The 25,517-nt window shown below is 71.3% G+C and carries 16 protein-coding genes; 9 read left to right on the forward strand and 7 right to left on the reverse strand.

The features are described from left to right. Positions 1-52: 52 nt before the first annotated feature. Genes EDD29_RS42920 through EDD29_RS42935 form a run of 4 tightly spaced genes read left to right on the forward strand, consistent with a single transcriptional unit; the run spans position 53 to position 6,406 of the window. Positions 53-1,834, forward strand: coding sequence for a fatty acyl-AMP ligase (locus tag EDD29_RS42920; RefSeq protein ID WP_123669857.1), 1,782 nt, complete (start codon positions 53-55; stop codon positions 1,832-1,834). 52 nt (positions 1,835-1,886) lie between these two features. After that, positions 1,887-4,355 carry an MMPL family transporter gene (locus EDD29_RS42925; RefSeq protein WP_123669858.1) on the forward strand — a complete coding sequence of 823 codons (2,469 nt, stop codon included), beginning with the start codon at positions 1,887-1,889 and terminating at the stop codon, positions 4,353-4,355. Further along, entirely contained in the window at positions 4,345-5,376 is a 1,032-nt protein-coding gene (locus EDD29_RS42930) for an alpha/beta hydrolase (RefSeq protein ID WP_170201797.1), read from the forward strand. Before EDD29_RS42925 ends, EDD29_RS42930 begins: the two co-directional genes overlap by 11 nt. A gap of 1 nt (position 5,377) precedes the next feature. Beyond that, positions 5,378-6,406: an alpha/beta hydrolase gene (locus tag EDD29_RS42935; RefSeq protein WP_123669860.1), complete on the forward strand. Its 1,029-nt coding sequence runs from the start codon at positions 5,378-5,380 to the stop codon at positions 6,404-6,406. Between the two features lie 21 nt (positions 6,407-6,427). On the opposite strand, the gene EDD29_RS46090 is transcribed toward EDD29_RS42935, so the two are convergent. Next, positions 6,428-6,868 carry an ATP-binding protein gene (locus tag EDD29_RS46090; RefSeq protein WP_170201798.1) on the reverse strand — a complete coding sequence of 147 codons (441 nt, stop codon included), beginning with the start codon at positions 6,866-6,868 and terminating at the stop codon, positions 6,428-6,430. Positions 6,869-7,295: 427 nt separating this feature from the next. Between EDD29_RS46090 and EDD29_RS42945 the strand changes: the two genes are divergently transcribed. Beyond that, positions 7,296-7,964 (forward strand): slipin family protein, encoded by a 669-nt coding sequence (locus EDD29_RS42945; protein ID WP_123669861.1) that lies wholly within the window; start codon positions 7,296-7,298, stop codon positions 7,962-7,964. A gap of 68 nt (positions 7,965-8,032) precedes the next feature. Here EDD29_RS42945 and EDD29_RS42950 read toward each other — a convergent pair whose 3' ends face one another. Both EDD29_RS42950 and EDD29_RS42955 read right to left on the reverse strand, forming a co-directional pair. Continuing rightward, positions 8,033-9,274 (reverse strand): glycosyltransferase, encoded by a 1,242-nt coding sequence (locus EDD29_RS42950; RefSeq protein WP_123669862.1) that lies wholly within the window; start codon positions 9,272-9,274, stop codon positions 8,033-8,035. After that, positions 9,259-10,803, reverse strand: coding sequence for an MFS transporter (locus tag EDD29_RS42955; RefSeq protein WP_170201799.1), 1,545 nt, complete (start codon positions 10,801-10,803; stop codon positions 9,259-9,261). Before EDD29_RS42955 ends, EDD29_RS42950 begins: the two co-directional genes overlap by 16 nt. 190 nt (positions 10,804-10,993) lie before the next feature. Here EDD29_RS42955 and EDD29_RS42960 point away from each other — a divergent pair, with 190 nt between their 5' ends. Both EDD29_RS42960 and ccrA read left to right on the forward strand, forming a co-directional pair. Beyond that, a complete protein-coding gene (locus EDD29_RS42960) occupies positions 10,994-17,245 on the forward strand; it encodes a type I polyketide synthase (protein WP_246053313.1) in 6,252 nt (2,083 codons plus the stop codon). 32 nt (positions 17,246-17,277) lie between these two features. After that, positions 17,278-18,594, forward strand: a complete 1,317-nt coding sequence (gene ccrA, locus EDD29_RS42965) for a crotonyl-CoA carboxylase/reductase (RefSeq protein ID WP_123669865.1) — start codon at positions 17,278-17,280, stop codon at positions 18,592-18,594. Positions 18,595-18,696: 102 nt separating this feature from the next. Here the strand turns inward: ccrA and EDD29_RS42970 are convergent, their stop codons facing one another. Continuing rightward, on the reverse strand, positions 18,697-19,917 hold the full coding sequence (locus EDD29_RS42970) for an SfnB family sulfur acquisition oxidoreductase (RefSeq protein ID WP_123669866.1): 1,221 nt from the start codon (positions 19,915-19,917) through the stop codon (positions 18,697-18,699). Positions 19,918-20,021: 104 nt separating this feature from the next. Here EDD29_RS42970 and EDD29_RS42975 point away from each other — a divergent pair, with 104 nt between their 5' ends. Then, positions 20,022-20,600, forward strand: a complete 579-nt coding sequence (locus EDD29_RS42975) for a peroxidase-related enzyme (RefSeq protein ID WP_170201800.1) — start codon at positions 20,022-20,024, stop codon at positions 20,598-20,600. A gap of 102 nt (positions 20,601-20,702) precedes the next feature. Here the strand turns inward: EDD29_RS42975 and EDD29_RS42980 are convergent, their stop codons facing one another. Beyond that, positions 20,703-21,965 carry a PucR family transcriptional regulator gene (locus tag EDD29_RS42980; RefSeq protein WP_246053314.1) on the reverse strand — a complete coding sequence of 421 codons (1,263 nt, stop codon included), beginning with the start codon at positions 21,963-21,965 and terminating at the stop codon, positions 20,703-20,705. 628 nt (positions 21,966-22,593) lie between these two features. On the opposite strand from EDD29_RS42980, the gene EDD29_RS42985 reads away from it, so the two are divergent. After that, the gene (locus EDD29_RS42985) at positions 22,594-23,913 is read left to right on the forward strand and encodes a sensor histidine kinase (protein WP_123669869.1); all 1,320 of its coding nucleotides are present in this window, start codon (positions 22,594-22,596) and stop codon (positions 23,911-23,913) included. Here EDD29_RS42985 and EDD29_RS42990 read toward each other — a convergent pair. Continuing rightward, positions 23,910-24,599, reverse strand: a complete 690-nt coding sequence (locus tag EDD29_RS42990; RefSeq protein ID WP_123669870.1) for an alpha/beta fold hydrolase — start codon at positions 24,597-24,599, stop codon at positions 23,910-23,912. The two genes, EDD29_RS42985 and EDD29_RS42990, sit on opposite strands and share 4 nt — an antisense overlap. Before the next feature lie 177 nt (positions 24,600-24,776). After that, positions 24,777-25,340, reverse strand: a complete 564-nt coding sequence (sigE, locus tag EDD29_RS42995; protein WP_123669871.1) for an RNA polymerase sigma factor SigE — start codon at positions 25,338-25,340, stop codon at positions 24,777-24,779. Positions 25,341-25,517 lie beyond the last annotated feature (177 nt).

The raw sequence follows: 25,517 nt of genomic DNA on the forward strand, positions 1-25,517 counted from the left end.
GGGCGTTCCGGTAGCCTCACGAAGTCATACCCACGCCCCCCTGGAGTCCTTCATGGCCTTGGGTTCGCTGCTCCCCGACCTAGACCGCCGGCCTCTCGTAGGGCTGCTGGCCGAGCACGCCGTGACCAAGCCCGCCGCCAAGGCCTTCACCTTCGTGGACTACTCGTCCGACCGGGACGGGGCCAAGCACACGCTGTCCTGGGCCGAGGCCTGGCGCAAGGCGAGGGCCGTCGCGGTGTCGCTCCTCGAGTACGCCGAGCCCGGCGACCGAGCCGCGCTGCTGCTCCCGCAGAGCCTCGATTACCTGACCTCGATGGCGGGCGCGTTCGCCGCCCAGGTGATCGCGGTCCCGCTGTTCTCCCCTGACCTGCCGGGCAACGCCGACCGCCTGGTCAGGGCCTACTCCGACTCGGCCCCCGCCGTCATCGTGACGACGGCCGCCGCGCTGCCGTACGTCGAGAAGTTCCTCGACGAGCACGACGTGCCACGGCCGCGCGGGATCGTCCTGTCGGACGAGATCGACGAGAGCATCGGAGAAGGCTACGAGCTGCCTTCGATCTCCCCGGACGATCTCGCCTACCTCCAGTACACGTCGGGCTCCACCAGCGCACCGGCCGGGGTGGAGATCACCCACGGCGGGTTCGCCGCCAACGCCCGCCAGCTCTGGACGTCCTGGGACCCGCCGGAGATCGAGACGTGCGAGGCCGTCACCTGGCTTCCGCTCTTCCACGACATGGGCCTGGTCACCGCGCTGGCGCTGCCGCTCGTGCACGGCAACCACGTGATCCTCGCCGATCCGATGTCGTTCCTCATGCGGCCGATCCGCTGGATGCGGCTGATCTCCGAATGCCCGAACGTCTACACCGCGGGCCCGAACTTCGCCTACGACTACGTCGCGGGCCAGGCCAACGCCAAGAGCCTCGAGGGTCTGGACCTCAGTGGCCTCAACGTCTGCCTGAACGGCGCGGAGCCGATCCGGCCGTCCACGGTCGAGAACTTCACCCGCGCGTTCGCGCCCGTCGGCCTGCGGCCCGGCGTCCTGCGGCCCGCCTACGGGTTGGCCGAGGCGACGGTCTTCGTGTCCGGCAGCTTCGTCACCAACCCCGACCCGAGCGTCCCCGCCCGGATGCTCAAGGTCGACCGCGAGGCGCTCACCCAGGGCCGGATCGTCCCGTCGGACGCCGACAAGGCCCAGTCGCTCGTCTCCAACGGCGCGCCGCAGGGACAGTACGTCGCGGTCGTGGATCCCGAGACGCGGCGGGAGCGGCCCGACGGCGTCGTCGGCGAGATCTGGGTGCACGGCCCGAACGTGGGCCTCGGCTACTGGAACAACCCCGAGCGCAGCGCCGAGACGTTCGGCGCGGTGATCGAGGACGCCGAGGGCATCCCCGCGGGCGGCTGGATGCGCACCGGTGACTTCGGCGGCGTCCACGCGGGCGAGCTGTACGTGACCGGCCGGATCAAGGACCTCATCATCGTCGACGGCCGCAACCACTACCCGCAGGACGTCGAGGTGACGACCGAGGCGGCCTCTCCGGCGATCCGGCCCGACTACGTCGCGGCCTTCGCCGTGTCGGGCGAGGAGACCGAGCGGCTCGTGGTGGTGGCGGAGCGCAACCGGCGGCTTCCGGTGGCCAAACTCGACCTCGCCGAGGTGGAGCGGGCCGTGCGCGCCAAGGTCAACCAGGTGCACGAGATGCACATCCACGAGTTCGTCCTCATCGAGCCCGGCTCGCTGTCCCGTACCTCGAGCGGGAAGGTGGCCCGGGCCGCGACGCGCACCCGCTACCTGGACGGCGACCTCGTCCGGACGGCCGACAGGCTCGCGCGCTAGGACCGCACCCCGTTCAGGGGCGTCAGCACAGCAAGGCAGGAGAACGACCGAAATGTACGGCTGGGGACGCTTCGTCCATCGGTTCCGCTGGCTGGTGCTGCTCCTATCCGTGCTGATCACGTTCGGGGCCGGCTACTGGGGCCTCGGCGTCTTCAGCCCCGGCGTGCTCAAGTCCGGCGGGTTCGAGGACCCGGGCGCCGACTCGACCGCGGTCAACCGGACGGCGTCGATGGTCTGGGGCGGCGCCAACCCCGACGTCATGCTGGTCTACCGCAGTGAGAAGTACGAGGTCACCGACCCCGAGTACATGCAGTCGGTGCTGTCGACCATCGGTCGGCTGCCGAAGGCGAACGTCAAGAAGATCTTCAGCTACTGGCACATCGAGGGCAGCACCAAGGAGGCCAGGGAAGGCCGGGAGAACATCATCTCCCACGACCGCCACAGCACCCTGGTGATGCTCGACCTCCAGGGCGACAAGGACCCGCTGAAGGCCGACGCCGCCAAGGTCGCGGACCTCGAGGAGGTCAAGAAGCACATCACCGCGCCCGGCATGACCGTCCAGGTCGGCGGGGCGGTGCAGATCGGCAACGACTTCCTCACCCAGATGATGGAGGATCTGACCCGGGCCGAGGTGATTTCGCTGCCGCTGGTCCTGATCATCGGCATCATCGTGTTCGGCAGTGTCGCCGCGGCGCTCCAGCCCGTGCTCGTCGGCATCTTCTCCATCCTCGGCGCGCTCGCCGTCATGCGCGCGACGACCATGGTCGTCGACGTGTCCAGCCTGACGACGTCGCTGGTCAGCATGCTCGCGGTCGGCCTCGCGATCGACTACTCGCTGTTCATCATCAACCGGTTCCGGGAGGAACTGGCCAAGGGCCGCGACGGGCCGACCGCGATGGGCATCACCATGGCGACGGCGGGCCGGACCGTCATGTTCTCGGCGGTCACCGTCATGGCGTCGATGGCGGGCCTGCTGCTGTTCCCGCAGATGTTCCTGAAGTCGATCGGCATCGCGGGCAACGCGGTCATCGTCGTCGCGCTGATCATGTCGCTGGTCGTGTTGCCCTGCATGCTGTCGATCCTCGGTCCGAGGATCGAGTTCGGGCAGATGCCGTGGCGCAAGCGGCGTGCTCGCAAGCCGCGCCCCGACGAGGAGGGCGCCTGGTACAAGCTCGGGCACAGCGTGATGAAGCGCCCGTTCGTATACTTCCTGGGGACCTCCGCGATCCTCGTCGCGCTCGTCACGCCGTTCCTGCACGTCCAGTTCGGGCTGTCCGACATCCGCTCGCTGCCCGAGGGCATGCCGGCCCGCGTCGTGGTCGAGACCGTCCAGGCGAACTTCTCCGGCGGGGTGCTCGACCCGATCGACGTGCTGCTCGAAGGCGCGCTCGTGCCGAAGAACTTCAAACAGGGAAGGGACGAGCTCCCCAAGAACCTCGCCGACTTCCGCGACAAGGTCGCGGCGATGCCGAACGTGACGGCCGCGCAGTTCACCAATCAGAGCCAGCGCGACGGGCTCGTCCGGATGCAGGTGACCTACACCGGCGAGGCCAACGACGAGGCGACCAAGCAGCTCGTGCGGGACCTGCGGGCGCTCGACACCCCGCAGAACCGGCCCGAGGCGATCAACCACATCGTCGTCGGCGGCTCGACGGCGGTCCAGATGGACCTCATGGACAGCCTCGCGCGGTCACTGCCCAAGACCGCGGCGTTCGTCGGGGTGGCCATCTTCATCCTGCTGTTCGCCGCGTTCGGCTCGATCCTGCTGCCGCTCAAGGCCGTCATCATGAACCTCCTGTCCATCGGCGCCTCCTTCGGCGCGATGGTCTGGGCGTTCCAGGACGCGCACCTCGCCGGGCTGCTCGGGTTCACCCCGACGGGCTCGCTGGACGCCAACTCGGTGATCCTCGTGCTGGCGATCGTCTTCGGCCTGTCGATGGACTACGAGGTCTTCCTGCTCAGCCGCATCCGCGAGGAGTGGGACCGCAGCCACGACAACCGCAGGGCGGTCGCGCGCGGCCTCCAGCAGACCGGAGGGATCATCACGAGCGCCGCGGTGCTGCTGGTCGTCGTGGTCGCGGCGTTCTCCACCGCGAAGATCACCACGGTGAAGGAGCTGGGCGTCGGGCTGCTCGTCGCGGTCATCGTGGACGCGACGCTGGTGCGCTCGCTGCTGGTCCCGGCCACCATGCGCTTCCTCGGCGACGCGAACTGGTGGCTGCCCGGCCCGCTGAAGAAGCTGCACGCGGCGATCGACCTGCGCGAGGTGCACGACATCGACCTCCCGGGCGCCGCGCCCGCGAAGGGCGGGCCGGGTGTGACATCGGCGACAGGTCCGGCGCTGAACGGACAGAACGGACGCCCGACGCGCGGCATCGTCCCCCGGCAGGGCGGCGGTTACGTGTGGACGGGCGGCGGCCGGCACCCGGGCGGACAGCCCGGACGACGGCGTGAGATCGTGGCCGACCCGTCCGGGTCGGGCTGGCACTGGCGCGAGGTGGAGGATGATCATGCGCGGTGATACCCGGCGCCGTTTCGGGCACCTGAGATCCGGCGGCCTCATCGGGGCCGTCGTCCTGACCGTCGGGCTCGTGCCCGGCGCGGCCTCGGCGGCCCCCCGGTTGACGTTCGAGCCCGCCCCGTCGGGCGCGGCGATCACGAAGTTCACCTGGGTGAGCAAGAACAAGCGCCAGGCTGACGTCACCATCAAGACGCCGTCGCTCCCGGGCGTCAACCCCAAGGTCAGGCTGCTGCTGCCGAAGAAGTGGTCGCAGAAGTCCAAGAAGACCTGGCCGATCGTGTACCTGTACCACGGCGGCCACGACAACTATAAGTCGTGGACGCGCAGCACCTCGATCGAGTCGATCGCCGCGAAGTACGACGTCATCGTGGCGATGCCCGAGGGCGCGAACGGCTCGTACACGAACTGGTACAACTACGGCAAGGGCGGCCCGCCGAAGTGGGAGGACTTCCACATCAAGGAGGTCATCCCGCTGATGCAGAAGAACTTCCGGGCGAGCGCCTCCGCCGCGGTGATGGGCAACTCGTCCGGCGGCCAGGGCGCGATGACCTACGCGGCCCGCTACCCCGGCAAGTTCAAGTACGCCGCGTCCCTGAGCGGCCTCCTGCACATCAGGGCGCCGTTCATCCCGCAGTTCCTCTCCCAGATCAACTCGGGCAACGGGGCCGACCCGAACGCCATCTGGGGCTCCTACCCGGCCGACGCGGCCAACTGGCGGAAGCACAACCCGTACGACCTCGCCGCGAAGCTGCGCGGCACCAAGATCTTCTTCTCCTCGGGACTGGACGGCGAGCCCGGTCCCGGCGACCCGCAGGACCTCGACCCGTGGGACATCGGCCTCATCGCCGAGGAATGGACCGGGTACAGCGATCAGTACTTCCAGACGAAGCTGAAGGAACTGAACATCCCCTTCACCGCGCACCTGTACAAGAAGGGCCGGCACAACTGGCCCGCGTGGCGCCGGGAGACGAACTTCGTCTGGCCGAAGATCATGAAGACCATCGGGGCCAAGAAGTACTGACATGCGCACCCCCTCCCGCTCCCTCCCCGCCGCCCTCGCCGCCCTCGCGCTCGCGCTCGGCCTGTCCGCCGGCTCGGTCTCCGCGGCCCCCGCCGCCGCCGTGCCCGCCGCGTCGGCCGCGTCGGCCAAGAAGAAGGTCTCCTTCAAGAAGGCCGACAACGGCAGCGCCATCACGGCCTACAAGTGGGTCACCAAGAACAAGCGGCAGCTCGACGTGTCGGTGCGGTCCAAGGGCCTCGGCGGCAAGACCCGCAAGGTCAGGCTGCTGCTGCCCAAGGGCTGGAAGTTCAAGACCAAGAAGACCTGGCCCGTCGTGTACCTGCTGCACGGCGGGGGCGACGCCGATTACAAGTCGTGGACGCGCAGCTCCCAGATCGGGCAGCTCGCGGCCAAGTGGAACGCCATCGTCGTCCTGCCCGAGGGCGCGAACGGCTCGTACACGAACTGGTACAACAAGGGCGCGGGCGGACCGCCCGAGTGGGAGACCTTCCATATGACGGAGGTCTTCCAGCTGATGAACCGCAACATGCACACGGGCACCCGCCGCGCCGTCATCGGCAACTCGTCCGGCGGTCAGGGCGCGATGACCTACGCCGCGCGCTACCCGGGCCGGTTCAAATTCGTCGCCGCCTACAGCGGCCTCCTGTCGATCCTGTCGCCCGGCATCCCCGAGGCGCTCAACACGATCAACTCGCCGAGGACCGACCCCGACCTGATCTACGGCGACCCGGTGGACGACCGCGCCAACTGGGAGGCGCACGACCCCTGGTCGCTCGCGGAGAGCCTCAGGGGCACGGGCATCTACTTCTCGACCGGCAGCGGCATGCTGCTGCCGAGCGACGCCGGGCTCATCTCGGAGTACTTCGTCGGTATGAGCACGATGGACTTCAAGAAGCGGCTCGACGCCCTGGGCATCAAGTACACGGCGCACATCTACTCGGGCGGCCGGCACTCCTGGCCGTTCTGGAAGATCGAGCTCAAGCGCTCCTGGCCCAAGGCGATGAAGGCCATCAAGGCGCGCAAGTACTGAGCGGGCTCCCCGGCACGTCGGTCAGGCGTCCACCTCGAACCAGACCGACGTGCCGGACTCGCCCGTGCGGCTGCCCCAGTCCCTGGCCAGGCCGTCGAGCAGCATCAGGCCTCTGCCGTCCTCGTCGCCGTCCGCCGCGTCCCGGGCGACGGGCACGCCGCCGCCCGAGTCCGCGCACTCCACCCGCACCCGCTTGCCGTCCCGCCATACCGCGACCCTGATCTCCCCGCCGCGCGGCCCGTGCTGGACGGCGTTGGTGACCACCTCGGACGTCAGCAAGGCCACCACCTCGGTCGAATCCCCGTCGTCGGCGTACCCGCCCTGCGCGAGGAGACCCCGCACCCACCGCCGCACCCTGCCGGGCGCCCTGACCTCACCGGGCACCCGCAGCACCCCGAGCCGCTTCCCGTGGCCGTTCCCGTTTCCGTGGTCTTCGCCGAGCCCTTCCTCACGCCCCGCCACCAGGCACCCCCTCCAGACGACTCCCCCGAGTCCCCCGTCCCGTCGAACCAGCCGGTCCCAGCGGTCATTCCCGTCCCGTCCGAGCGCAAGCGGCATCCCGGCGAAACGGCATCGGTCGGGACGGGACGGGCGATAAATGCGTGGCCGCAGGGCACCGGAACTGTCACGATGAACGGGTGAGGGACACCGGACAAGGGGCGCAGCGGAATCTCCGCATCGCGTGCCCCGTGTCGCTCCGGTCCCATCCATCCTGGTAGGGGCACCGTCCCCGAGGTTCGACTCCTCATGGCGCCCCTTCCCCGGCCGTACGCGGGCGCGCGGCCCTGCGGGCTCTTCCCTCGGAGGAAGCCCCCGCCGCGCGGCCGCGGCCGGAGAGGGGGCGTCCTTCACGTCACCCCCCGGGCGCGGGAAACGAAGGAGGCAGCGGATGCTGGTGACGGTCATGGACTGGGAGCGCAAGCTCCTCTACCGCGACGGCAGGTTCCAGCGGGTGCTGGCGCCGGGCCGGCACCGGGTCGGATCGCGCAAGCGGCATACGACCCTCGAGGTGGACCTCCGGCCCCGGATCATGCACGTGACGGGGCAGGAACTGCTCACCCTCGACGCCCTGTCGCTGCGGCTCAGCGTCGCGGCCACCTGGGCGGTCACCGACCCGCAGGCCTTCGTCATGGGCGCCAAGAACTCCGAGCACGTGCTCTACGGCAGGATCCAGGACTCGGTCCGCGCCGTGGTCGCGGCGGCTCGGCTGGACGACCTCCTCGCCGACCGCGCCGCGCTCCTCACGGCCGTCGCGGAACGCCTCACCGGCGAAATCCCGGAGCTGGGCCTGCACGTCAGCGCGGCGGTCGTCCGCGACCTCATGCTGCCGGGCGAGCTCCGCAAGGCCGCCCTTGAGACCGTCCTCGCCCGCGAGCGCGGCAAGGCCGACCTCGAGCGCGCCCGCAGCGAGGCCGCCGCCCTCCGCTCCCTCGCCAACACCGCCCGCCTTCTCGAAGAGCACCCGTCCCTCCTCCACCTCCGCACCCTCCAGACGGCCGCCACCACCCCGGGCACCAGGATCGTCCTCGACTCCAGGGCCACCCCGGCCGACGGCTGAACCGGTCGCCCAGGAAGCCCTCAGGGCCTCTTGGGCGGCTTTCGCGTGGGACGCGGGACGGGACGCCGTCAGTGCTGGAGGAGGTCCAGGGATTCGCAGGCCCGGGCCACGCCGTCCTCGGCGTTGAGGGAGGCGGCGAGGTCCTGGGCGCGGGCGCGGTGGGCCGGGGTGGTGGTGAGGGAGCGGAGGCGGGCGGTGAGGGTCTCGACGGTGAGGTCGCGGACGGGCAGGGGGATGGGGCCGGCGCCGAGGGCGTGGACTCGGTCGCCCCAGTAGGGCTGGTCGCCGAAGAAGGGGCAGACGAGCGTGGGGAGCCCGGCGCGCAGGGACTCGGCGGTGGTGCCCGCGCCGCCGTGGTGGACGGCGGCGGCCATGCGGGGGAACAGCCAGGAGTGCGGGACGTCCTTCACCACGAGCATGTCGTCCTCGGACGTGGCGGGGTCGCCCTGGAGCACGCCGCGCAGTCCGGCGAGGCGCAGCGCCGTGCGGACCTTCAGGTCGGTCTCGTGCGGGTCGCCGGGCTGCATGCTGCCGAATCCGACGTAGACGGGCGGCGGCCCCGCGTCGAGGAACGCGGTGAGCTCCGCGGGCGGTGTCCACTGCGGCTGGTCGAGGAACCAGAAACCGGTGAGCCTGACGTTGTCGGGCCAGTCGGCGGGGCGCGGCACCACGACCGAGCTGAACGCGCAGAGCACCAGCGCGGAACGAGCCGCGCGCTGCGGACCGACCCGGGACAGCGGCGCGAGCTTGAGCCGCTCGGCGCGCCAGGTGTTGATGAACGGCCGGGTGAGCTGCCAGGTGACGAAGTCGAGCGCCTCGTAGGTCAGCCGGTTGGCGTACGGGCCGAGGAGGCGTGCGCGCGGCACGAACGGGTGCGGGAAGCGCCCGGTCGGCTGCGACGGCTGGAAGTGGATGACGGCGTGCGGGATGCCCCGGTGCTCGGCGATGTGCGCGCCGAGGAAGCCGAGGGTGGGCGCGAGGACGAGGTCGGCCCCGTCGGTGCCGTCGGTGACCTCCGCGAGGAGTCTCTCGGCGAGCGGCGCGGCGATCCGCTTCATGTTCCGCAGGAATCTGACGGGGTTGCGCCCCCCGCTCAGCAGTTCCTGGCCCTCGGGGGAGTCGACGATCCCGGCCGGGTCGATCGACAGCTCCCGGAAGCCGAGTCCCGCGCCTTCGATGAGGTCCCGGTAGGCGGCGCTGGAGATGAGGCTGACCTCGTCGCCCCGGTCGGCGAGCCCCCGGCCGAGCGCGACGCACGGTTGCAGGTCGCCCCGCGAACCGGCAGCGAAGATCACTACTTTCCGGCCCATGTGCGGTCCTCCTCCGAAGTCGCCTCATAGGGACTGTAAGGCGGGGGCGGCGGCCATGCGGACGGGATGCCCGCCTTTCGGTTGGTGCCCCACCAGTCCGGAATGACGGGGAAGGACCCGGAAGTGATCGAGGACGCGTCGAGGGAGGGCTGCGGCGTGCCCGCGGGCACTTCGGCGAGCTCGCTCTTGCGCTGGAGGGTGCTGACGGTGATGATCGCGCCGATCAGCACGAGGGCCGCGCCGAGCATCAGCGCCGCCGACGAGCCCTGCTCCTGCGCTTCGACGACGGTCTTGCCCTCGGCCTTGGCCGAGTTCTCCATCGCGTTGAGCAGCGCGCCGAGCACGACGATGCCCAGCGCGGCGGCCATCTCGCGGCCGACGTTGATGAGCCCGCCCGCGACGCCCGTCTTGCTCTCGGGCACGGCCTTCAGCGCGTAGAGGCCGAGCGGCATCGTGAGCGCCGAGCCCACGCCGACGAGGACGATGCCGGGCAGGAGGTCGTAGAAGTCGTCGCCCTGCCTCAGCCCGGAGAAGGCGATGAGGCCGCATGACATGGACACCATGCCCATGGAGATGGGGATGCGGGGCCCGAACCTGGTCGACAGCCAGAACCCGACGGGCGTCACCAGGCCGATGATGACGGCGGGCGGGATGAAGACCGCGCCCGCCTGGGACGCCGACCAGCCGAGGACCTCCTGGACGAAGTTCCCGGAGTAGGTGAGGACACCGGAGAACCCCATGCCCCACAGGATCTGGCCCGCGATCGCGCCCGAGAACACCCGGTTCCGGAAGAACTCGGTGTTGATCATGGGGTTGGGCGCCCACTTCTCGACCAGGATGAACGAGAAGAGCGAGATCAGGGCGAGGGCGAAGACGGCGAGGACGCTCGGATCCGTCCAGCCGATCTTGGGATTGCTTCCCGAGTGGACGCCATAGGTGATGGCGAACAGGAGGGTCGCGGAGGTGAGGACCGCGGGCAGGTCGACGTTCTCCGGGCCGTTGTCGGTCTGGCCCTCCAGCACGAGCTGGCCGAGCGCGATGACGACGATGCCGGGCACGACGTTGATCAGGAAGATCCAGTGCCAGCTGAACGCGTCGGTGATGAGGCCGCCGATGGCGGGGCCGAGCGCGGACGCGACGGTGCCGGTGAGGATGAAGACGAGGTTGCCGAGCGACTTCTGCTTGTCGGTCCGCTTGTTCATCACCATGACGAGCGTCGCGGGCAGCGCGAGGGAGGCCCCCGCGCCCTGGAGCACGCGGAACGCGATCAGGTGGGAGAGCTCCTGCGAGAGGCCCGCGCCGAGGGAGGCGAGGGTGAACGCGCTCATCCCGATCGTGTAGGTCCTGCGGACGCCGTAGACGTCGACGAGGCGGCCGCCGGCGATCATCAGGCAGGAGAAGATCAGGATGTAGGACGTGGTGACCCAGGTGACCGCCGAGAGGCCCACGTCGAAATGCTTGCGGATGGTGGTCAGGGCGATGTTGGTGACCGTGTTGTCCAAGGTCACCATGAAGGCGCTGACGGCCACGACCGCCAACGTCCACCCATACCTGTCCCGTCCCATTTAGCCCCAATTCACCCATATGGTGGGCGGAAACCTCTTGTCATGGGGGTGATAAGGAACCCCCGAGATTCTTGGTCCGCGTGCGCAGAGGGATGTGCCCAAACTGGGACAAGGTGGTCGCTCGCACCGGTCCATGCCCATGATGGGGGAGCTCATGTCCGAAGGCACCGGGGATTCACAGCTCCAGGGTGAGATCCGAGACTTCCTCGTGCATGAGATAGCACACCGCGCGGACCTGGTTCCCGACGCGGTGGATGTGGACCGTCCGCTGGAGGAATTCGGTCTGGCCTCAAGGGACGCCGTGGCCATCGCCGGCGAACTCGAGGAGCTGCTGGGCCGCTCACTGCCCGCGACCCTGGTGTGGGAGCACCCCACCATCTCCCGCATCGCCGCCGCGCTGAGCGGGGCCGAGCCCGCGCCCGCCGCGCCCCTGCCCGTCGTGTCCGCGCACCGCGCCGACGAGGCGGTGGCCGTGGTCGGCCTCGGCTGCCGCTTCCCGGGCGGGATCGACGGACCTGAGGAGTTCTGGCGGTTCCTGACCGATGGCGGCGACGCCGTCGGTGAGGTCCCCGACGGACGCTGGGACGCCTTCGACGACGGTTCCCCGGAGATATCCGACCTCCTGTCGAGCGTGACCAAGCGCGGCGGTTTCCTCGACGATATCGCTGGTTTCGACGCGCGTTTCTTCGGCATCACCCCGCGAGAGGCCGCCGTCATGGACCCCCAGCAGAGGCTGGTCCTGGAGGTCGCCTGGGAGGCCCTGGAGCACGCGGGCCTGGCCCCCGCCGGGCTGCGCGGCACCCGCACCGGCGTGTTCATCGGCGTGTCCGCGCCCGAGTACGCCGGGCTCACCGCGTCCGACCTCACCCGCCTCGAGGCGTTCACCGCCACCGGCGCGGCCCTGAGCATCGTCGCGAACCGGCTGTCCTACCTGCTCGACCTGCGCGGGCCCTCGATGATCGTGGACACCGCCTGCTCGTCCTCGCTCGTGTCCACCCACCTCGCCGTCCAGTCCCTGCGCGCCGGCGACAGCGACGTGGCCCTCGCGGGCGGCGTGAACGTGCTGCTCTCGCCGACCATCACGATGACGTTCGACGCCGCGGGAGGCACCGCCTCCGACGGCAGGTGCAAGGCGTTCGACGCCTCCGCGGACGGCATGGTCCGCGCCGAAGGCTGCGGCGTGCTCGTCCTCAAGCGGCTCGCCGACGCCCAGCGTGACGGGGACCGGGTCCTCGCCGTCGTCACCGGCACCGGCGTCAACTCCGACGGCCGCTCCAACGGGCTCGTCGCGCCCAACGCCGACGCCCAGAAGGCCCTGCTGCGCGACCTGTACGCGGGCGACCGCGACGTCGACTACATCGAGGCGCACGGCACCGGCACCTTCCTCGGCGACCCGATCGAGGCCCGCGCGCTGGGCGAGGTGCTCGGCGGCGACCGGACGGAGCCGCTGCTGCTCGGCTCGGTGAAGTCCAACCTCGGCCACATGGAGGCCGCGGCGGGCGCCGCCGGGCTCATCAAGACGGTCCTCGCGCTGCACCACGGGACGATCCCCGCGTCGCTGCACTACCGCGAGCCCAACCCGCACATCCCGTTCGGCGAGCTGAACCTCAAGGTCGCCGACACATGCACGCCGTGGCCCGAGCACGCGCGACCGGGCCGCGCCGGCGTCTCCGGTTTCGGATTCGGCGGGACGAACGCCCACATCAGACTTGAAGCGGTCCCCGCGCCGGAGCCGGTCGCCGCCGAGCCCGTCCCGGTCCGGATGTTCCCGCTCTCCGACGTCGCCGCGGACCGCCTGCCCGGCTACGCCCGCGCCCTGCTGGACGCCCTGGACGACTCGGCGGCCCTTCCCGACGTCTCGGCGACCCTGCGCAGGCGCGACCCGCGCGGCAGGGCGCGTGCCGCGGTCGTCGCGCGCGACCTCGACGGCCTGCGTGCCGGGCTCACCGCGCTCGCCGACGGAACCCCCAGCCCCGCCGTCGTCACCGGGACCGCCGTCAGCACCGCGTCCCGGCCCGTCTTCGTGTTCTCCGGGTACGGCGCCCAGCGCGCAGGCATGGCGCAGTCTCTGCTCGCCGAGGAGTCGGCGTTCGCGGAGGCCATCGACGACCTCGACGGGTTGTTCGCCGAAGAGGCCGGGCTCGACCTCTGGAACCTCCTCGAAGAGGGCAGGATGCCCGAGGGGCCCGACGAGATCATGCCGGTGCTCTTCGCCGTCCAGGTCGGCCTGGCCCGCGTTTGGCGCTCCTACGGGGTCGAGCCTTCCGCCGTCATCGGGCACTCGATGGGCGAGGTCGCCGCGGCGGTCGTCTCCGGGGCGCTCACCCTCGCCGACGGCGTCAAGGTGATCGTGCGCCGCTCGAAGCTGATGACCGCGCTCGTCGGCGGCGGCGGGATGGCCGTGGTCGGCTGCGGCCAGAACGAACTCCAGGAGTACGACGGGCCCACCGTGCACCCGGCCGTGCTGTCGTCGCCGAAGCAGACCGTGGTGACGGGTGAGGCGGACGCGATCGAGGCGGTGCTCGCGTGGGCGTCCGGCCGGGGGTACCTCGCCCGGCAGGTCAAGGCCGAAGGCGCGGGGCACTCCCCGCAGGTCGACCCGCTGCTGCCCGACCTGCGCGCCCAGCTCGCCGAGCTGGCGCCGCGCGTCGGCGAGGTGCCGATGTACACCACCGCGCTGGAGGACCCGCGCAAGCTCTTCGACGGCTCCGCGCCGCTCGACGCCGAGTACTGGGCCGCGAACCTCCGCAACCCCGTCCGGCTCGCCGACGCCGTCACCGCGGCCGCGCAGGACGGCCACCGGACCTTCATCGAGCTGAACGCGCACCCGATCCTGGCGATGGCCGTCGGGGAGACCCTGGACGGCTCCGGCGCGCAGGTGCTGCACTCGCTCAAGCGCGCCCCCAAGGGCCAGGAGACCGACGACACCCTCACCTTCCACGCGCAGCTCGCGACCCTCGCCGTGCACGGGCACCCGGTCACCGGGCCGCGCGACGGAGGGCTCGTCACGCTGCCGCGCGCGCCGTGGCGGCACGAGCGGTACTGGATGGACGGCACCCGGCGCGTCGCGGGCTCCGACACGCACCCGCTGCTCGGCGCGCACGTCGAGCTGCCCGGCGAGGACAGGCACGCCTGGCAGGGCAAGGCGGCGTGGGACGGCCCGTATCTTTCGGCCGCCCCGCTCGCCGAGATGGCACTCGCCGCGGGCGCGGAGTTCGGCGGCGCGGATCTCGGCGGCGCGGATCTCAACGGCGCGGATCTCAACGGCGTTGCCGTGCGCGCGCTTGAACTCGGCCGCCTGCACGCCGTCGACGGCGAGGCGGAGCTGAGCACGACCCTTGACGCCGACGGCCTGGTCGCCGTCCACGTCCGCACTCCCGCGGGTGTGTGGGCCTCCCTGGCGACCGCGGAGACCGTCCCCGCGGACGAGGTCGCGGAAGCCCCCGATAAGGCCGACGTAGCAGGATGGGCCGCGGTGACGGGCGCGACGAAGGGGAGCCGCCACTACCGGCTGCACCCCGAGGTCTTCGACCGGTGCCTGAAGCAGCTCGTCGCCGAGACCGGTGAAGACGGGTTCGTCGTCGAGGCCATTGGAGAGCTTCGCGTCTACGGGCCCACCCACCGGGGCGGCCTGTGCCGGACTTCGGTGACCCGTACCGGGGCCGCCGCCACAGGCGAGATACTTCTCGCCGACGAGGACGGCAACCCCCTGCTCGTCGCCTCCGGCGTCACCCTCGCCCGGCGCGACGTGCCCGTGCCGCTGTCGGCCAAGCTCGTCGAGGCGGTCTGGACCGAGATCCCGCTCGACGAGTCCGACGGCGAGGCCGACGGGCTCGTCACCGTCACGGGGATCGACTGGGCCGACGCCGAGGCGGCGATCCGGGCCCAGATCACCGCGGACACCCGGCACGTCGCCCTCGTCCCGCCCGCCGACCTCGCCGACGAGGCGCTGGTCCTCGCCGTCGCCGGGGCGGTCCGGGCGATGACCGCGCAGCGCCTCTGGCTCGTGACGCACGGGGCCAGGCCCGTCCTGGCCGGCGAGGCGGGCCGCCCCGGCCAGGGCTTCCTGCCCGCGCTGGTCCGCGTTCTCGGGTTCGAGCAGCCCGGCCTGCGCGCCACCCACCTGGATCTCGACGTCGCGGACACCGCGGAAGACGTGCTGAGCCGGGAGATCGCCGCGGGGACCACCGACACCGAGATCGCCTACCGTTCCGGCCGCCGCTACAGCGCCCGCCTCGCCGCCGCGTCCCTGCCCGAAGGCAAGCCGCGCAAGGCGGTCCGCAAGGGCGGCGCGTACATCATCACCGGCGGCTACGGCGGCATCGGCCTGGTCACCGCCCGGCTGCTCGCCGAACGCGGTGCCGGCCGGATCGTGCTCTCCGGGCGCTCGGGGCCGAACGCCGAGGCCGAGGCGGAGATCGCCCGGCTGCGCGCGACCGGCGCCGAGGTGGCCGTCGTGCTCGGGGACGTCGCCTCTGAGGGCGTCGCGGCCCGGCTCGTCGCCGCCGCGACCGAGGGCGGGACGCGCCTGCGCGGGGTCGTGCACGGCGCCGCCGCGATGGCCGATCGGCTGTTCGCGGAGGTGGGCCCAGAGGATCTGCACAGGGTGTGGACGGCCAAGGTCGCGGGCGCGTGGCGGCTGCACGAGGCGGTCCCCGAAGACCTCGACTTCTTCCTCATGCACTCCTCGGCCGCCGCCCTGCTCGGCTCGCCGGGACAGGGCTCCTACGCCGCCGCCAACGCCGCGCTGGACTCCCTCGTCGCCTACCGCCGCGCCCACGGGCGGGCCGCGACCACCGTGAACTGGGGCACCTGGGCCGAGGTCGGCGGCGCCACCGAGGCCGGTGTCACCGTCATCGAACCGCTGACGCCCGCCGAAGGCGTAGAGGCCCTCGAGGCGCTCCTCGCCTTCGACCGGCCGGCCACCGGCGTCCTGCGGTTCGACGCCGCCAAGGCCGTCGAGCTCTTCCCCGAGATCCGCCGGATGCCCTTCTACGCCGCGCTCGTCGAGGCCGCGGGCCAGGCCGCCGACACCGACGACTGGCCGGGCCCCGACGGCCTGCGCGCCCTCGACCCCGACGCCGCCCGCACCGCCCTGCGCACCCGGGTGCTCACCCGCGTCTCGGCGATCCTCGGTTTCGACGCGGGCCGCCTCGACCCGGCGATCCCGCTCACCGAACTCGGCCTCGACTCCCTGGTCGCCATCCGGATCAAGAGCGCCATCGAACACGACCTCGGCCTGACCGTCCCGCCCGCCGTCCTCCTCCAGGGCGCCAGCGTGAACGTCTTCGAGGAGTGGGCCGCGGGCGAACTCGGGCTCGGCGGCGCCGCGGCCGCGCCGGGAGCCGACGACAGCGCTTACGTGATGCCCCGCGACGCCGCCGAACGCCTCGTCGCCCGCCTCTTCGAGGAACAGCTCGGGCTGGCCCGCGTCAGCGTCGTCGACGACTTCTTCGCGCTCGGCGGCCAAGAGCACCAGGCCGATCTCGTCCACCGGACCCTTCAGGCGGAACTCCACACCACGCTCGACCGGGCCGCGCTCTTCGCCGAACCGACCGCCCAGGGCGTCGCCGACGTCATCCGGGCGGTCGAGGACGAGGCGGCCAGGCAGACCGTGCGGCCCCTCCAGCCGCTCGGCGCGGGCCGGCCCTTCTTCGCCGCGCACCCCGCGGGCGGCACCACCGGCTGCTACCAGCAGCTCGCCGCCCTCATCGGTGCCGCGCAGCCGTTCTACGGGCTCGAACGCTGGGAGGACGCCCCCAGCGTCGAAGAACGCGCCGCGCGCTATGTCGAGCACATCCTCAAGACCCAGCCGTCCGGCCCCTACCGGCTCGGAGGCTGGTCGTTCGGCGCGACCCTCGCCTACGAGACCGCACGGCAGCTCACCGCCGCCGGGCACGAGGTCGAGTTCGTCGCGCTGTTCGACGGCGGCGTCCCGCTGCCCACCGACGACGACGCCGACAACCTCGCCAAGAGGTTCGCCGGATTCGCCGCCTACCTGACCGAGACGTACGGGACGGAGGTGAACCTGGAGTACGCGGAGCTCGCCGGGAAGACCGAGGACGAGATGTTCGCCCTCGTCGCCGAACGGGCCGCACCCGTGATGGCGTCCCTGCCGCCCGCCGTACTGCACCACCAGCTCACCTCGCACCAGGACACCCGGACGCTGGAGAGGTACGCCTACAAGCCCTACGAGGGACGGGTGATCCTCTACAAGGCGCCCCTGCCCACCCCGTGGGCCGTCCAGGACGCCCGTTACGTCGATCTCGACGAGACCAACGGGCTCGGGCCGCTCTGCCCTGCGCTGGAGATCGTCGAGGTCACCGGGACGCACCACCTCAACCTGCTGGACCCGCCCGGTGTACATCTCATCGCGGCGCATCTGGCCGGTGAACTGGCCCACTAGTACACGGCGCGCGCCCACCAGAGGAAAACCACATGTCTGACCTGCTCCAGGCCGTGATCAACGGCGCCTCCCCCGAGGAGCTGCTCAACACCGACCTTCCGGAGTCGTTCCGGGCGGCGTACACCCTGCGCGACGAGGTCGGGATCTTCGAGGGCCAGACCGACAAGGACGTGCGCAAGTCCCTGCACGTCGGCGAGGTCGCGATGCCGGAGATCGCGCCGGACGAGTGCGTCGTCGCCGTGATGTCGGCGGCCATCAACTTCAACACCGTCTGGTCGGCCATCTTCGAGCCCGTCCCGACCTTCGCCTTCCTGGAGAAGTTCGGCCGGTCCGGCCCGGGCGGAGCCCGGCACGACCTGCCGTACCACATCCTCGGCTCCGACGGCTCCGGCGTCGTCGTGCGCACCGGCATCGGCGTGAAGAACTGGAAGGTCGGCGACAAGGTCGTCATCTCCCCGGCCTACGTCGACGAGGAGGACCACGCCTCCTACGACGACGGCATGATGACCGAGTCACAGCTCGCGTGGGGTTTCGAGACCAACTTCGGCTCGCTCGCCGAGTACTGCGTCGTCAAGGCCAACCAGCTCATCAAGAAGCCCGCCCACCTGTCGTGGGAGGAGTCGGCGGCGAGCACCCTGTGCGCGGCGACCGCCTACCGCATGCTCGTCGGCTCGCACGGCGCCCAGATGAAGCAGGGCGACGTCGTCCTGGTCTGGGGCGGCACCGGCGGCCTCGGCTCGTACGCGACCCAGCTCGTCAAGAACGGCGGCGGCATCCCCGTCGCGGTCGTCGGCTCCGAGGACAAGGCCGCCCTGGTCCGCCGCCAGGGCACCGAGCACGTCATCAACCGCAACGAGCTCGGTCTCGGCCCGGAGGGCTTCCGCAACCGCAAGGCGGGCCGGATCCTCGGTGAGGCGATCCGCTCGCTCGTCGGCGAGGACCCCCAGATCGTCTTCGAGTACCTGGGCGCCGAGACCTTCGGCACCTCGGTCTACGTCGCGAAGCGCGGCGGCAAGATCGTCACCTGCGGCTCCTCGACGGGTTACCGGCACGAGTACGACAACCGCTTCCTGTGGATGCGCCTGAAGAGCATCATCGGCTCGCACGGCTTCAACTACCACGAGGCCGTCCAGACCAACCGCCTCATCAGCCTTGGCATGATCCACCCCACCCTGTCGAGCGTCTTCGACCTCGACACGGCCGCCGACGCCACCCGCGCCGTCCAGACCAACCAGCACACCGGCAAGGTCGCCCTCCTGTGCGCCGCCCCCTCCGAGGGGCTCGGCATCGACGACCGCGAACTGCGCGAGAAGATCGGCGAAGACAAGATCAACCTCTACCGCTCGTGATTCCCCGCGCCGCCCCGTCCGGAATGCCGCGGACGGGCGCCGAGCGCGGACGAACGCCGACGGCCCTCGTCCCGGTCTCCCGGACGAGGGCCGTTTCGCGGGTCAGAGGAGGGGGTAGCGCGGGGGGTTCACGGCGTTGAGGAGGTGGTTGCCGATGTGGTGGTGCTTCCAGCGGGCGGGGTCGTGGAGGGAGTGGACGCGGACGTTGCGCCAGTGGCGGTCGAGGCCGTGGCGGGAGTCGGCGGCGCTGGTGCCGGCGAGTTCGAGGATGTCGGTGGCGATCTGGACGGAGATGTCCTGGGCGAAGGCCTTGGCCTCGGCGACGGCGAGTGAGGCGGCGGCGGTGTTCTCGTCGGTGAGCTCGGGGGCCGCGTAGGCGGCGTCGAGGACGGCGCCGGCGCGGGCGAACAGGGCCTCGAGGGCGTGGAGGCGGGTGGTGAGCCTGCCGAAGTGCACGAGGGTGTGCGGCTCGTCGGCGGCGCGGTCGTGGCCGGACTCGAACCAGGGGCGGCTGCGCTCGGCGACGAACGCGGCGCCGTCCTCCAGCGCGGCGCGGCCGATGCCGACGTCGATCGCGGCGTGCAGGATCTGGTCGTAGGCGCCGAGGGTCTGCGGCGGCGGGTCGGCCGGGACGGGGCCGAGCACGAGGACCCGGTCGGCCGGGACGCGCACGTCGGTGAAGGTGATCGAACCGCTGGCGGTCGGGCGCTGGCCGAAGGCCGTCCAGTCGTCGGCGAACTCGACGCCCTCGTCGTCGGGGCGGACGAAGGCGAGGACGGGCTGGGACTGGTCACCGTCGGTCGAGGCCGCCACGCCGATCCAGCCCGAGGCGAGCGCGCCGGTGGTGTAGAACTTCTGCCCGTTCAGCAGGTGGCCGCCGTCCGGGTCCGCGGTGAGCGCGGTCTTCCGGTCGAAGATGTGCTTGGTGCCGCGCTCGGCCGTGGCGTTGCCGAACCGGACGCCCCGGACCGCCTCGCCGAAGAAGAACTCCTTCTGCGCGTCCGAGCCCGCGGCCTTGAGGAGTTCGACGAGCACGAAGTGCGAGAGCAGGAGCTGAGAGACCGCCGCGTCGCCCACCGCGAGGAGCCGGAAGACCTCCGCGACGGTGCCGGGCCGTACCCCGCCGCCGCCGTAGGCCGCGGGGACGGCGATGCCGAGCAGTCCGGTCGCGGCGAGGTCGGCGAGTTCGGCCGCGGGATGCCGGGCTTCCCTGTCGCGTTCCGCGGATCCGGGACGGACGCGGTCGGCGACCTCGGCGGCGACCACGGGGGCGGTCTCGTCGGTGAGCGCGGGCGGCGCGGCCACTGCCGTCTGGGTTGTCATAGTTCGTCACCTTCTGTGGTTATAGCTACATACTTGCCAAGTTCCCCTTCATTCCTACATTATCGGTAGGGAAGATGGGAACAGCAGCAAGGAGAAAGTCAGTCATGACGTTCGAAGTAGCCGAGCCCCGCCTGTCCCGGTTCGGGACCCCGGACCGGTCGAAGTTCCCCGCGGACGTCGAGGAGCTCTTCGTCGACGCGGAGAAGAAGCAGGGCCGCGTCCCCAACTACCTGAACAGCTACGCCCACAACACGGAGACCCTCAAGCGGCTGCTGACCTTCTACCACTCGCTGTGGGACCCGAACGGGGGCACGCTCACCATCCAGGAGCGGGAGCTCATCTCCGTCGTCGTCTCGCACGAGAACGGCTGCGGTTACTGCAAGGCCAACCACCGCGCCGGCCTCGCCGCCGCCCTCAAGGACCGCGAGCTGGCCCACCGGATCGCCGACGACCACCACATCATCGGGTTCGGCCCGCGCGAGCAGGCGATCGTGGACCTGGCGGTCAAGCTCACCGTGAACCCGTCGCACGTCAACGACACCGACGTCCTGGGCCTGCGCGACCACGGCCTCACCGACGAGCAGATCGTCGAGGTCATCGAGGTCACGTCCTTCTTCAACTACACCAACCGCCTCACCATCGGCATCGGCACCCGCCCCGACGAGGAGTTCTTCCAGCGCTGACCCTCCCCGCGGACCGGGGACCCTTCCGAGGGCATGGGGGAGAGAGACGACGAAGGCCACCGCGATGAGCGGTGGCCTTCGTCGTTCGGCGTGTTCCGGCGGCTAGACGCGGCGGAGGCTGATGACCTCACCCGCGACCGCCTGGTCGGGCGCGGTCGGGACCGGCGCGACGGACTGCTGGAGCCTGCGGGCCCGCAGCACGATCTCCAGGTCGAACCGGAGATCGGGGTCGAGGAGCTGGTCGCCGAACAGCTCCTCGAGCTGGCGGAGGCGGTAACGGACGGTCTGCGGGTGGACATGCAGCCGCATCGCCACCTCGTTGGCGTTCCGGCCGGACTGGAGCCAGGCCAGGAGCGTCTCGGCGAGCCTGTCCTGCTGGCTGCTGCGCAGGTGCGCGAGGGGGGCCAGGCGCAGTTCGGCGAGCGACTTCAGCAGCTGCTCGTCCTGGAACAGGATGAGCGTGGACATGTGGTCGACGCACCGCACGACGCCTTCCGCGTCGATGACGCCGCGCTGGCCGAGCTGGAGCATGGCGCGGGCGAGCCGCATCGAGTGGGCGGCCTCGGTGACCGGGACGGTCGGGCCGATGACGCCTGAGCAGTCCGAGAGGGCGCGGTCGACGAGCTGGTTGCGCCCTGGCCCGTCGGGGTCGGGGATGAGCAGGGACGGCTGGGTGCGGCCGAGGTCGACCAGCACGTCCGGCGGGAACGCGGGCGGACGGGTGTCCTGGTGGCGGATGTCGAGGGCGACGGCCGCGACGGTGCGGGGCATCGGCCAGTGGGCGGCGGCGGCGAGGTCGGCGATGGCGTCGTGGCCGGCGCCGCCGGACAGCAGCATGTCCAGCAGCCTGCGGCGGCGGCGCTGCATCTCGCCCGCGGCGTCGGCCTGGGCGAGCCGGTAACCTTCCGCGGCCTGGCGGGCGATGTCGTCCTGGTGGACGAAGACCGCCTCGCCCAGCGCGGTGATCACGCGGGGCTCCAGTTCCCAGGCGTTCTCCGAGAGCCGCCGCCAGGCGACGAGCCCGCCGACGCGCATCGCGGCCTGGAGCGGGTCGAGACTGCGGCCCTCGCCGGCCTCGCCGCGGCCGATGGCCTCGAAGAAGTCCGGGTCGGGGTGCGGTCCGCCTTGGGCGACCCGGTCGACGAAGTGGGTGAGCGCGCGCTCGACGACGGTGCGGAGGGTAGACGCGTAGGGGCCCTCACCCCTGGAGTATTCGCGGACCTGGAACCGGATCTCCTTGATGATCTCTTCGGCTACCAGGTCGAGGTGCGGCAGAACGTGTTCGGCGAGTTCGCGTGGAATGTCCGACCATGGGCCCCGCCCGGCACGCCCGGTGCGGGAGGGGATGCCCACTTCTGCTGTCACGCGGTGACCTCCATCCGGCATTGGCCCCGCGCGCCCTGGGGCAGATCGATCGTCGTGATCACGTCAATGATCACGACGCAATTTCACCTGAGAGATTGTGGTGTAAATCATGCTCTGGTGGTTCACCAGACCGCCAGTGTAGGTCCGGGGAGGGCCAGGATCGGTCGCGAGCCCTTGGCAACTTCCGCGCTCTTTCCGGTGGGGGTCGTCCGGGTCGCCAGAATATGACCGACTTCCCAGGAGAATGGGGGTCTGCGGTGTGATGTTCCAATCTGGTAACGTTCGTTACCTGATCATGGTCCGCGCACCCCCCGCCCGTCGCCGATATTCGCATAACGCCATGCTGACCCGGCGAGTCAGTCCCCGTGGGCCATCGCGGCGAGGTCTCATCGAAAGTTCACCGGGCGGCCGTCCGTCTCAGCAGGTGGACCACGTTCTGCGTCCCCGCCCCCATATCCGTGATCGATTCAGTACAGTCGGTGATGTCACCATGCGTGACGGGTCGGGACGCGATGGGTTGGGACGGCCGTTCGTCCGGGTAGGCACACCAGGGGCGGAGTCAAGGATCGGGATCGGGTCGCCGCGGCGGGGCGCCGCGGTCGTCGGGGGCAGGGCATCGGGGGTGCGCATGAGGTGGTGGCCGCGCTCCATCAGGGCGCGCGACACCGTGGTGGCCGCGCTGCTGTCCGGCCTGGTCTTCAGCCTGCTCGCGATCGGCGTCACCAGTCTGTTCCGGCGCAACATCCAGACCCAGATCGTCGAGGCGGCCGAGCGCGCCGCGCGCCGGGTCTCGGCGGATGTCCGGGCGGACCGGCTCACCGACCCGATCCCGTCCGCGGCCGGCGTCCACCTCATCCAGGTCATCGACGAGAGCGGAAAGGTCATCGCCGGGACCGCCGACGCCCGCAACAAGCCCCCGCTCAGCCAGCTCCGCCCTCCCTCGGAGAACCGGATGGCCCAGCGGCTGGAGTGCCCGCCCGCTGCGCCCTGCGCCGAGGTGGTGGCGCTCCGCACGACCATCTACAGCGACTCCGACTTCGTGGTGGCGGCGGTGCCGCTGCCCAGCGCGATGACCGGTATCGGCCTCAATTTCCTCATCGGCCTCGGCGTCGTGGGCCTGTCCGCCCTCACGGCCTGGGCCACCTGGGTGATCGTCGGGCGGACGCTCGGGCCGATCGAGGCGATCCGGCGGCAGCTCGCGGAGATCAGCGCGTCCGACCTGCACCGGCGGGTGCCCGTCCCGAACGGGGACGACGAGATCGTGCGGCTGGCCAGGACGTCCAACGCGACCCTGGAGCGGCTGGAGCGGGCGGTGGACCGCCAGCGCCAGTTCGCCTCCGACGCCTCGCACGAGCTGCGCACCCCCATCGCGGGGCTGCGCGCCAACCTCGAGGGCGCGCTCCTGCACCCCGAGGACGCCGACTGGCAGGACGTGGCCAAGGCCGCGCTGCGCGACACCGACCGGCTCGAGGCGATCATCACCGACCTGCTGTTGCTGTCCCAGCTCGGCGCGGGCACATCCGTCGCCGAGGACTTCGACCTCGGGGAGCTGGCCCGCCTGGAGTCGCGCAAGGGCGTCGAGGTGAACGCCCAGGACGGGGTGCGGGTGCACGGGGTGCGATTCCAGTTCGCCCGGCTCTACGGCAACCTGCTCGACAACGCCGAGCGCTACGGCGGCGGGGACATCACCGTGTCGGTGCGCCGCGAGGGGGCCGAGGCGGTCATGAAGGTGTGCGACAACGGACCGGGCATCCCGCCGGAGGACCGCGAGCGCATCTTCGCCCGCTTCTCCCGGCTGGACACCGCCCGCAGCAGGAACGCGGGCGGCACGGGACTCGGCCTGGCCATCGCCCGCGACATCGCGCGCTCCCATGGCGGCGATCTCGCGGCCGAGGACACCGTCCGCGGCGCCTGCTTCGTCCTCCGGCTGCCGATCGCGCGGTTCTAGCCCGCGATCGCCACCCGCTGCCGCTCGGCGGCCGCCGTGGCGGTGAGGATCACTTCGGCGACCATGCGCGGGGCGTCGGCCATGGGGATCCGGCCGCAGCCGGGCAGCCGCAGGTGCGTGACATGGGGGAGCCGCGCGTGGGCCGAGCGGGCACAGGTGGGGGCGCCGCCGCCGCGCCGGGTGCCCCAGGCCAGGGTGACGGGCACGTCGGCGAGGTCGCCGGTGAAGGCGGAGCCGTCGTCGGGCACCGGAGGGGGCCCGCCGAACCCGGCGCGGTAGGGCAGCGATCCGGTGACGGGCGGGGCGACCAGCCGCTCCAGCAGCATGCCGGGCAGGGCCGCGCAGCGCCGGGCGGCGGCCAGGAGGAGCGAGGACCGGGACGCCTCGGCGAACCCGGTGGGGGCGATGGCGGTCGCGGAGGAGACGATGCCGCGCTCCGCGGCCTCCAGGGCGACGAGCCCGCCGAAGCCCCAGCCCGCGATGTGCGGGCGGTCGAGGCCGGTGATCGCGAGGGCGAGGGCGGTGGTGGTGGCGTCGAGGTCGCCGGGCGGGACGGTGGCGAGGAGGACCTCCCGTTCGGCCGCGAGGATGCCGATGACCGGCTCCCAGGCGCGGCCGCGGGACCCCGTGCCGCACAGGACGACGAGCGGCGGGCCTGACCCGCGCCGAGCGAAGACCATGTCCATGGGAGGGAACATAACCGGCCAAGACCGGGTGGTCATAGGCGGCCGATCACAAGAAACCCCGGAGAAACCCACCTGTCTCCGCTAGGACACACCCCATGGTCGGGCTAGCGGCAGGTTCCGGCCGTCCCTAACCTTCGGCCGGAACCGCACGGCCCGGCGGGCCGGGCGGACCGGGGCTCAGACCCCCGCGGGGATCGCGCGGTCCTGCTCGGCGGCGCGTGGCTTGCGGTGCTCCAGCGCCATGCGCAGCTGGGCCCGGCCGCGGTGGATGCGGCTGCGGACGGTGCCGAGCTTGACGTCCAGGGTGGCGGCGATCTCCTCGTAGGTGAGGCCCTCGATGTCGCACAGGACGACGGCCACGCGGTATTCGGGTGCGAGGGAGTCCAGCGCGCTCTGCACGTCGGGGTCGAGCGCGGCGTCGTCGATGATCTGGGCGGGGCCGCGCTCTCCGCTGCGCAGCCGGGCGGCCGCCTCGTCGGAGAGGGCGTCGAAACGGATGCGCTGGCGGCGGCGGGCGCCGTCGAGGAAGAGGTTCGTGGTGATCCGGTGCAGCCAGCCTTCGAAGGTGCCCGGGGTGTAGGACGACAGGGATCGGAAGACCCGGACGAAGACGTCCTGGGTGAGGTCTTCGGCGTCGTGCCTGTTGCCGGTCAGCCGGTAGGCCAACCGGAACACTCGGCCGGAGTGCTCGGTGACGATCTGTTCCCAACTCGGCGGCGTCCAGGCAACCGGTGTGCTCACGTCATGGCCCCCTGCTAGCTGGTTGCTGAATCGTTATCTACCCTGCCCACTGGTCCATAAGAGCGCCGTTAAGGGGTACGGGTCGGGGTTCCGTCCTTTCCGCACTAGACCCCAGCTCAGCGCCCTGGTAGCGAGTCCGAATTGTGATTCGAATCTCGTTGTGGGGGTGATGGGGGG

The sequence above is a fragment of the Actinocorallia herbida genome (assembly GCF_003751225.1).
Taxonomy (GTDB): Bacteria; Actinomycetota; Actinomycetes; order Streptosporangiales; family Streptosporangiaceae; genus Actinocorallia; species Actinocorallia herbida.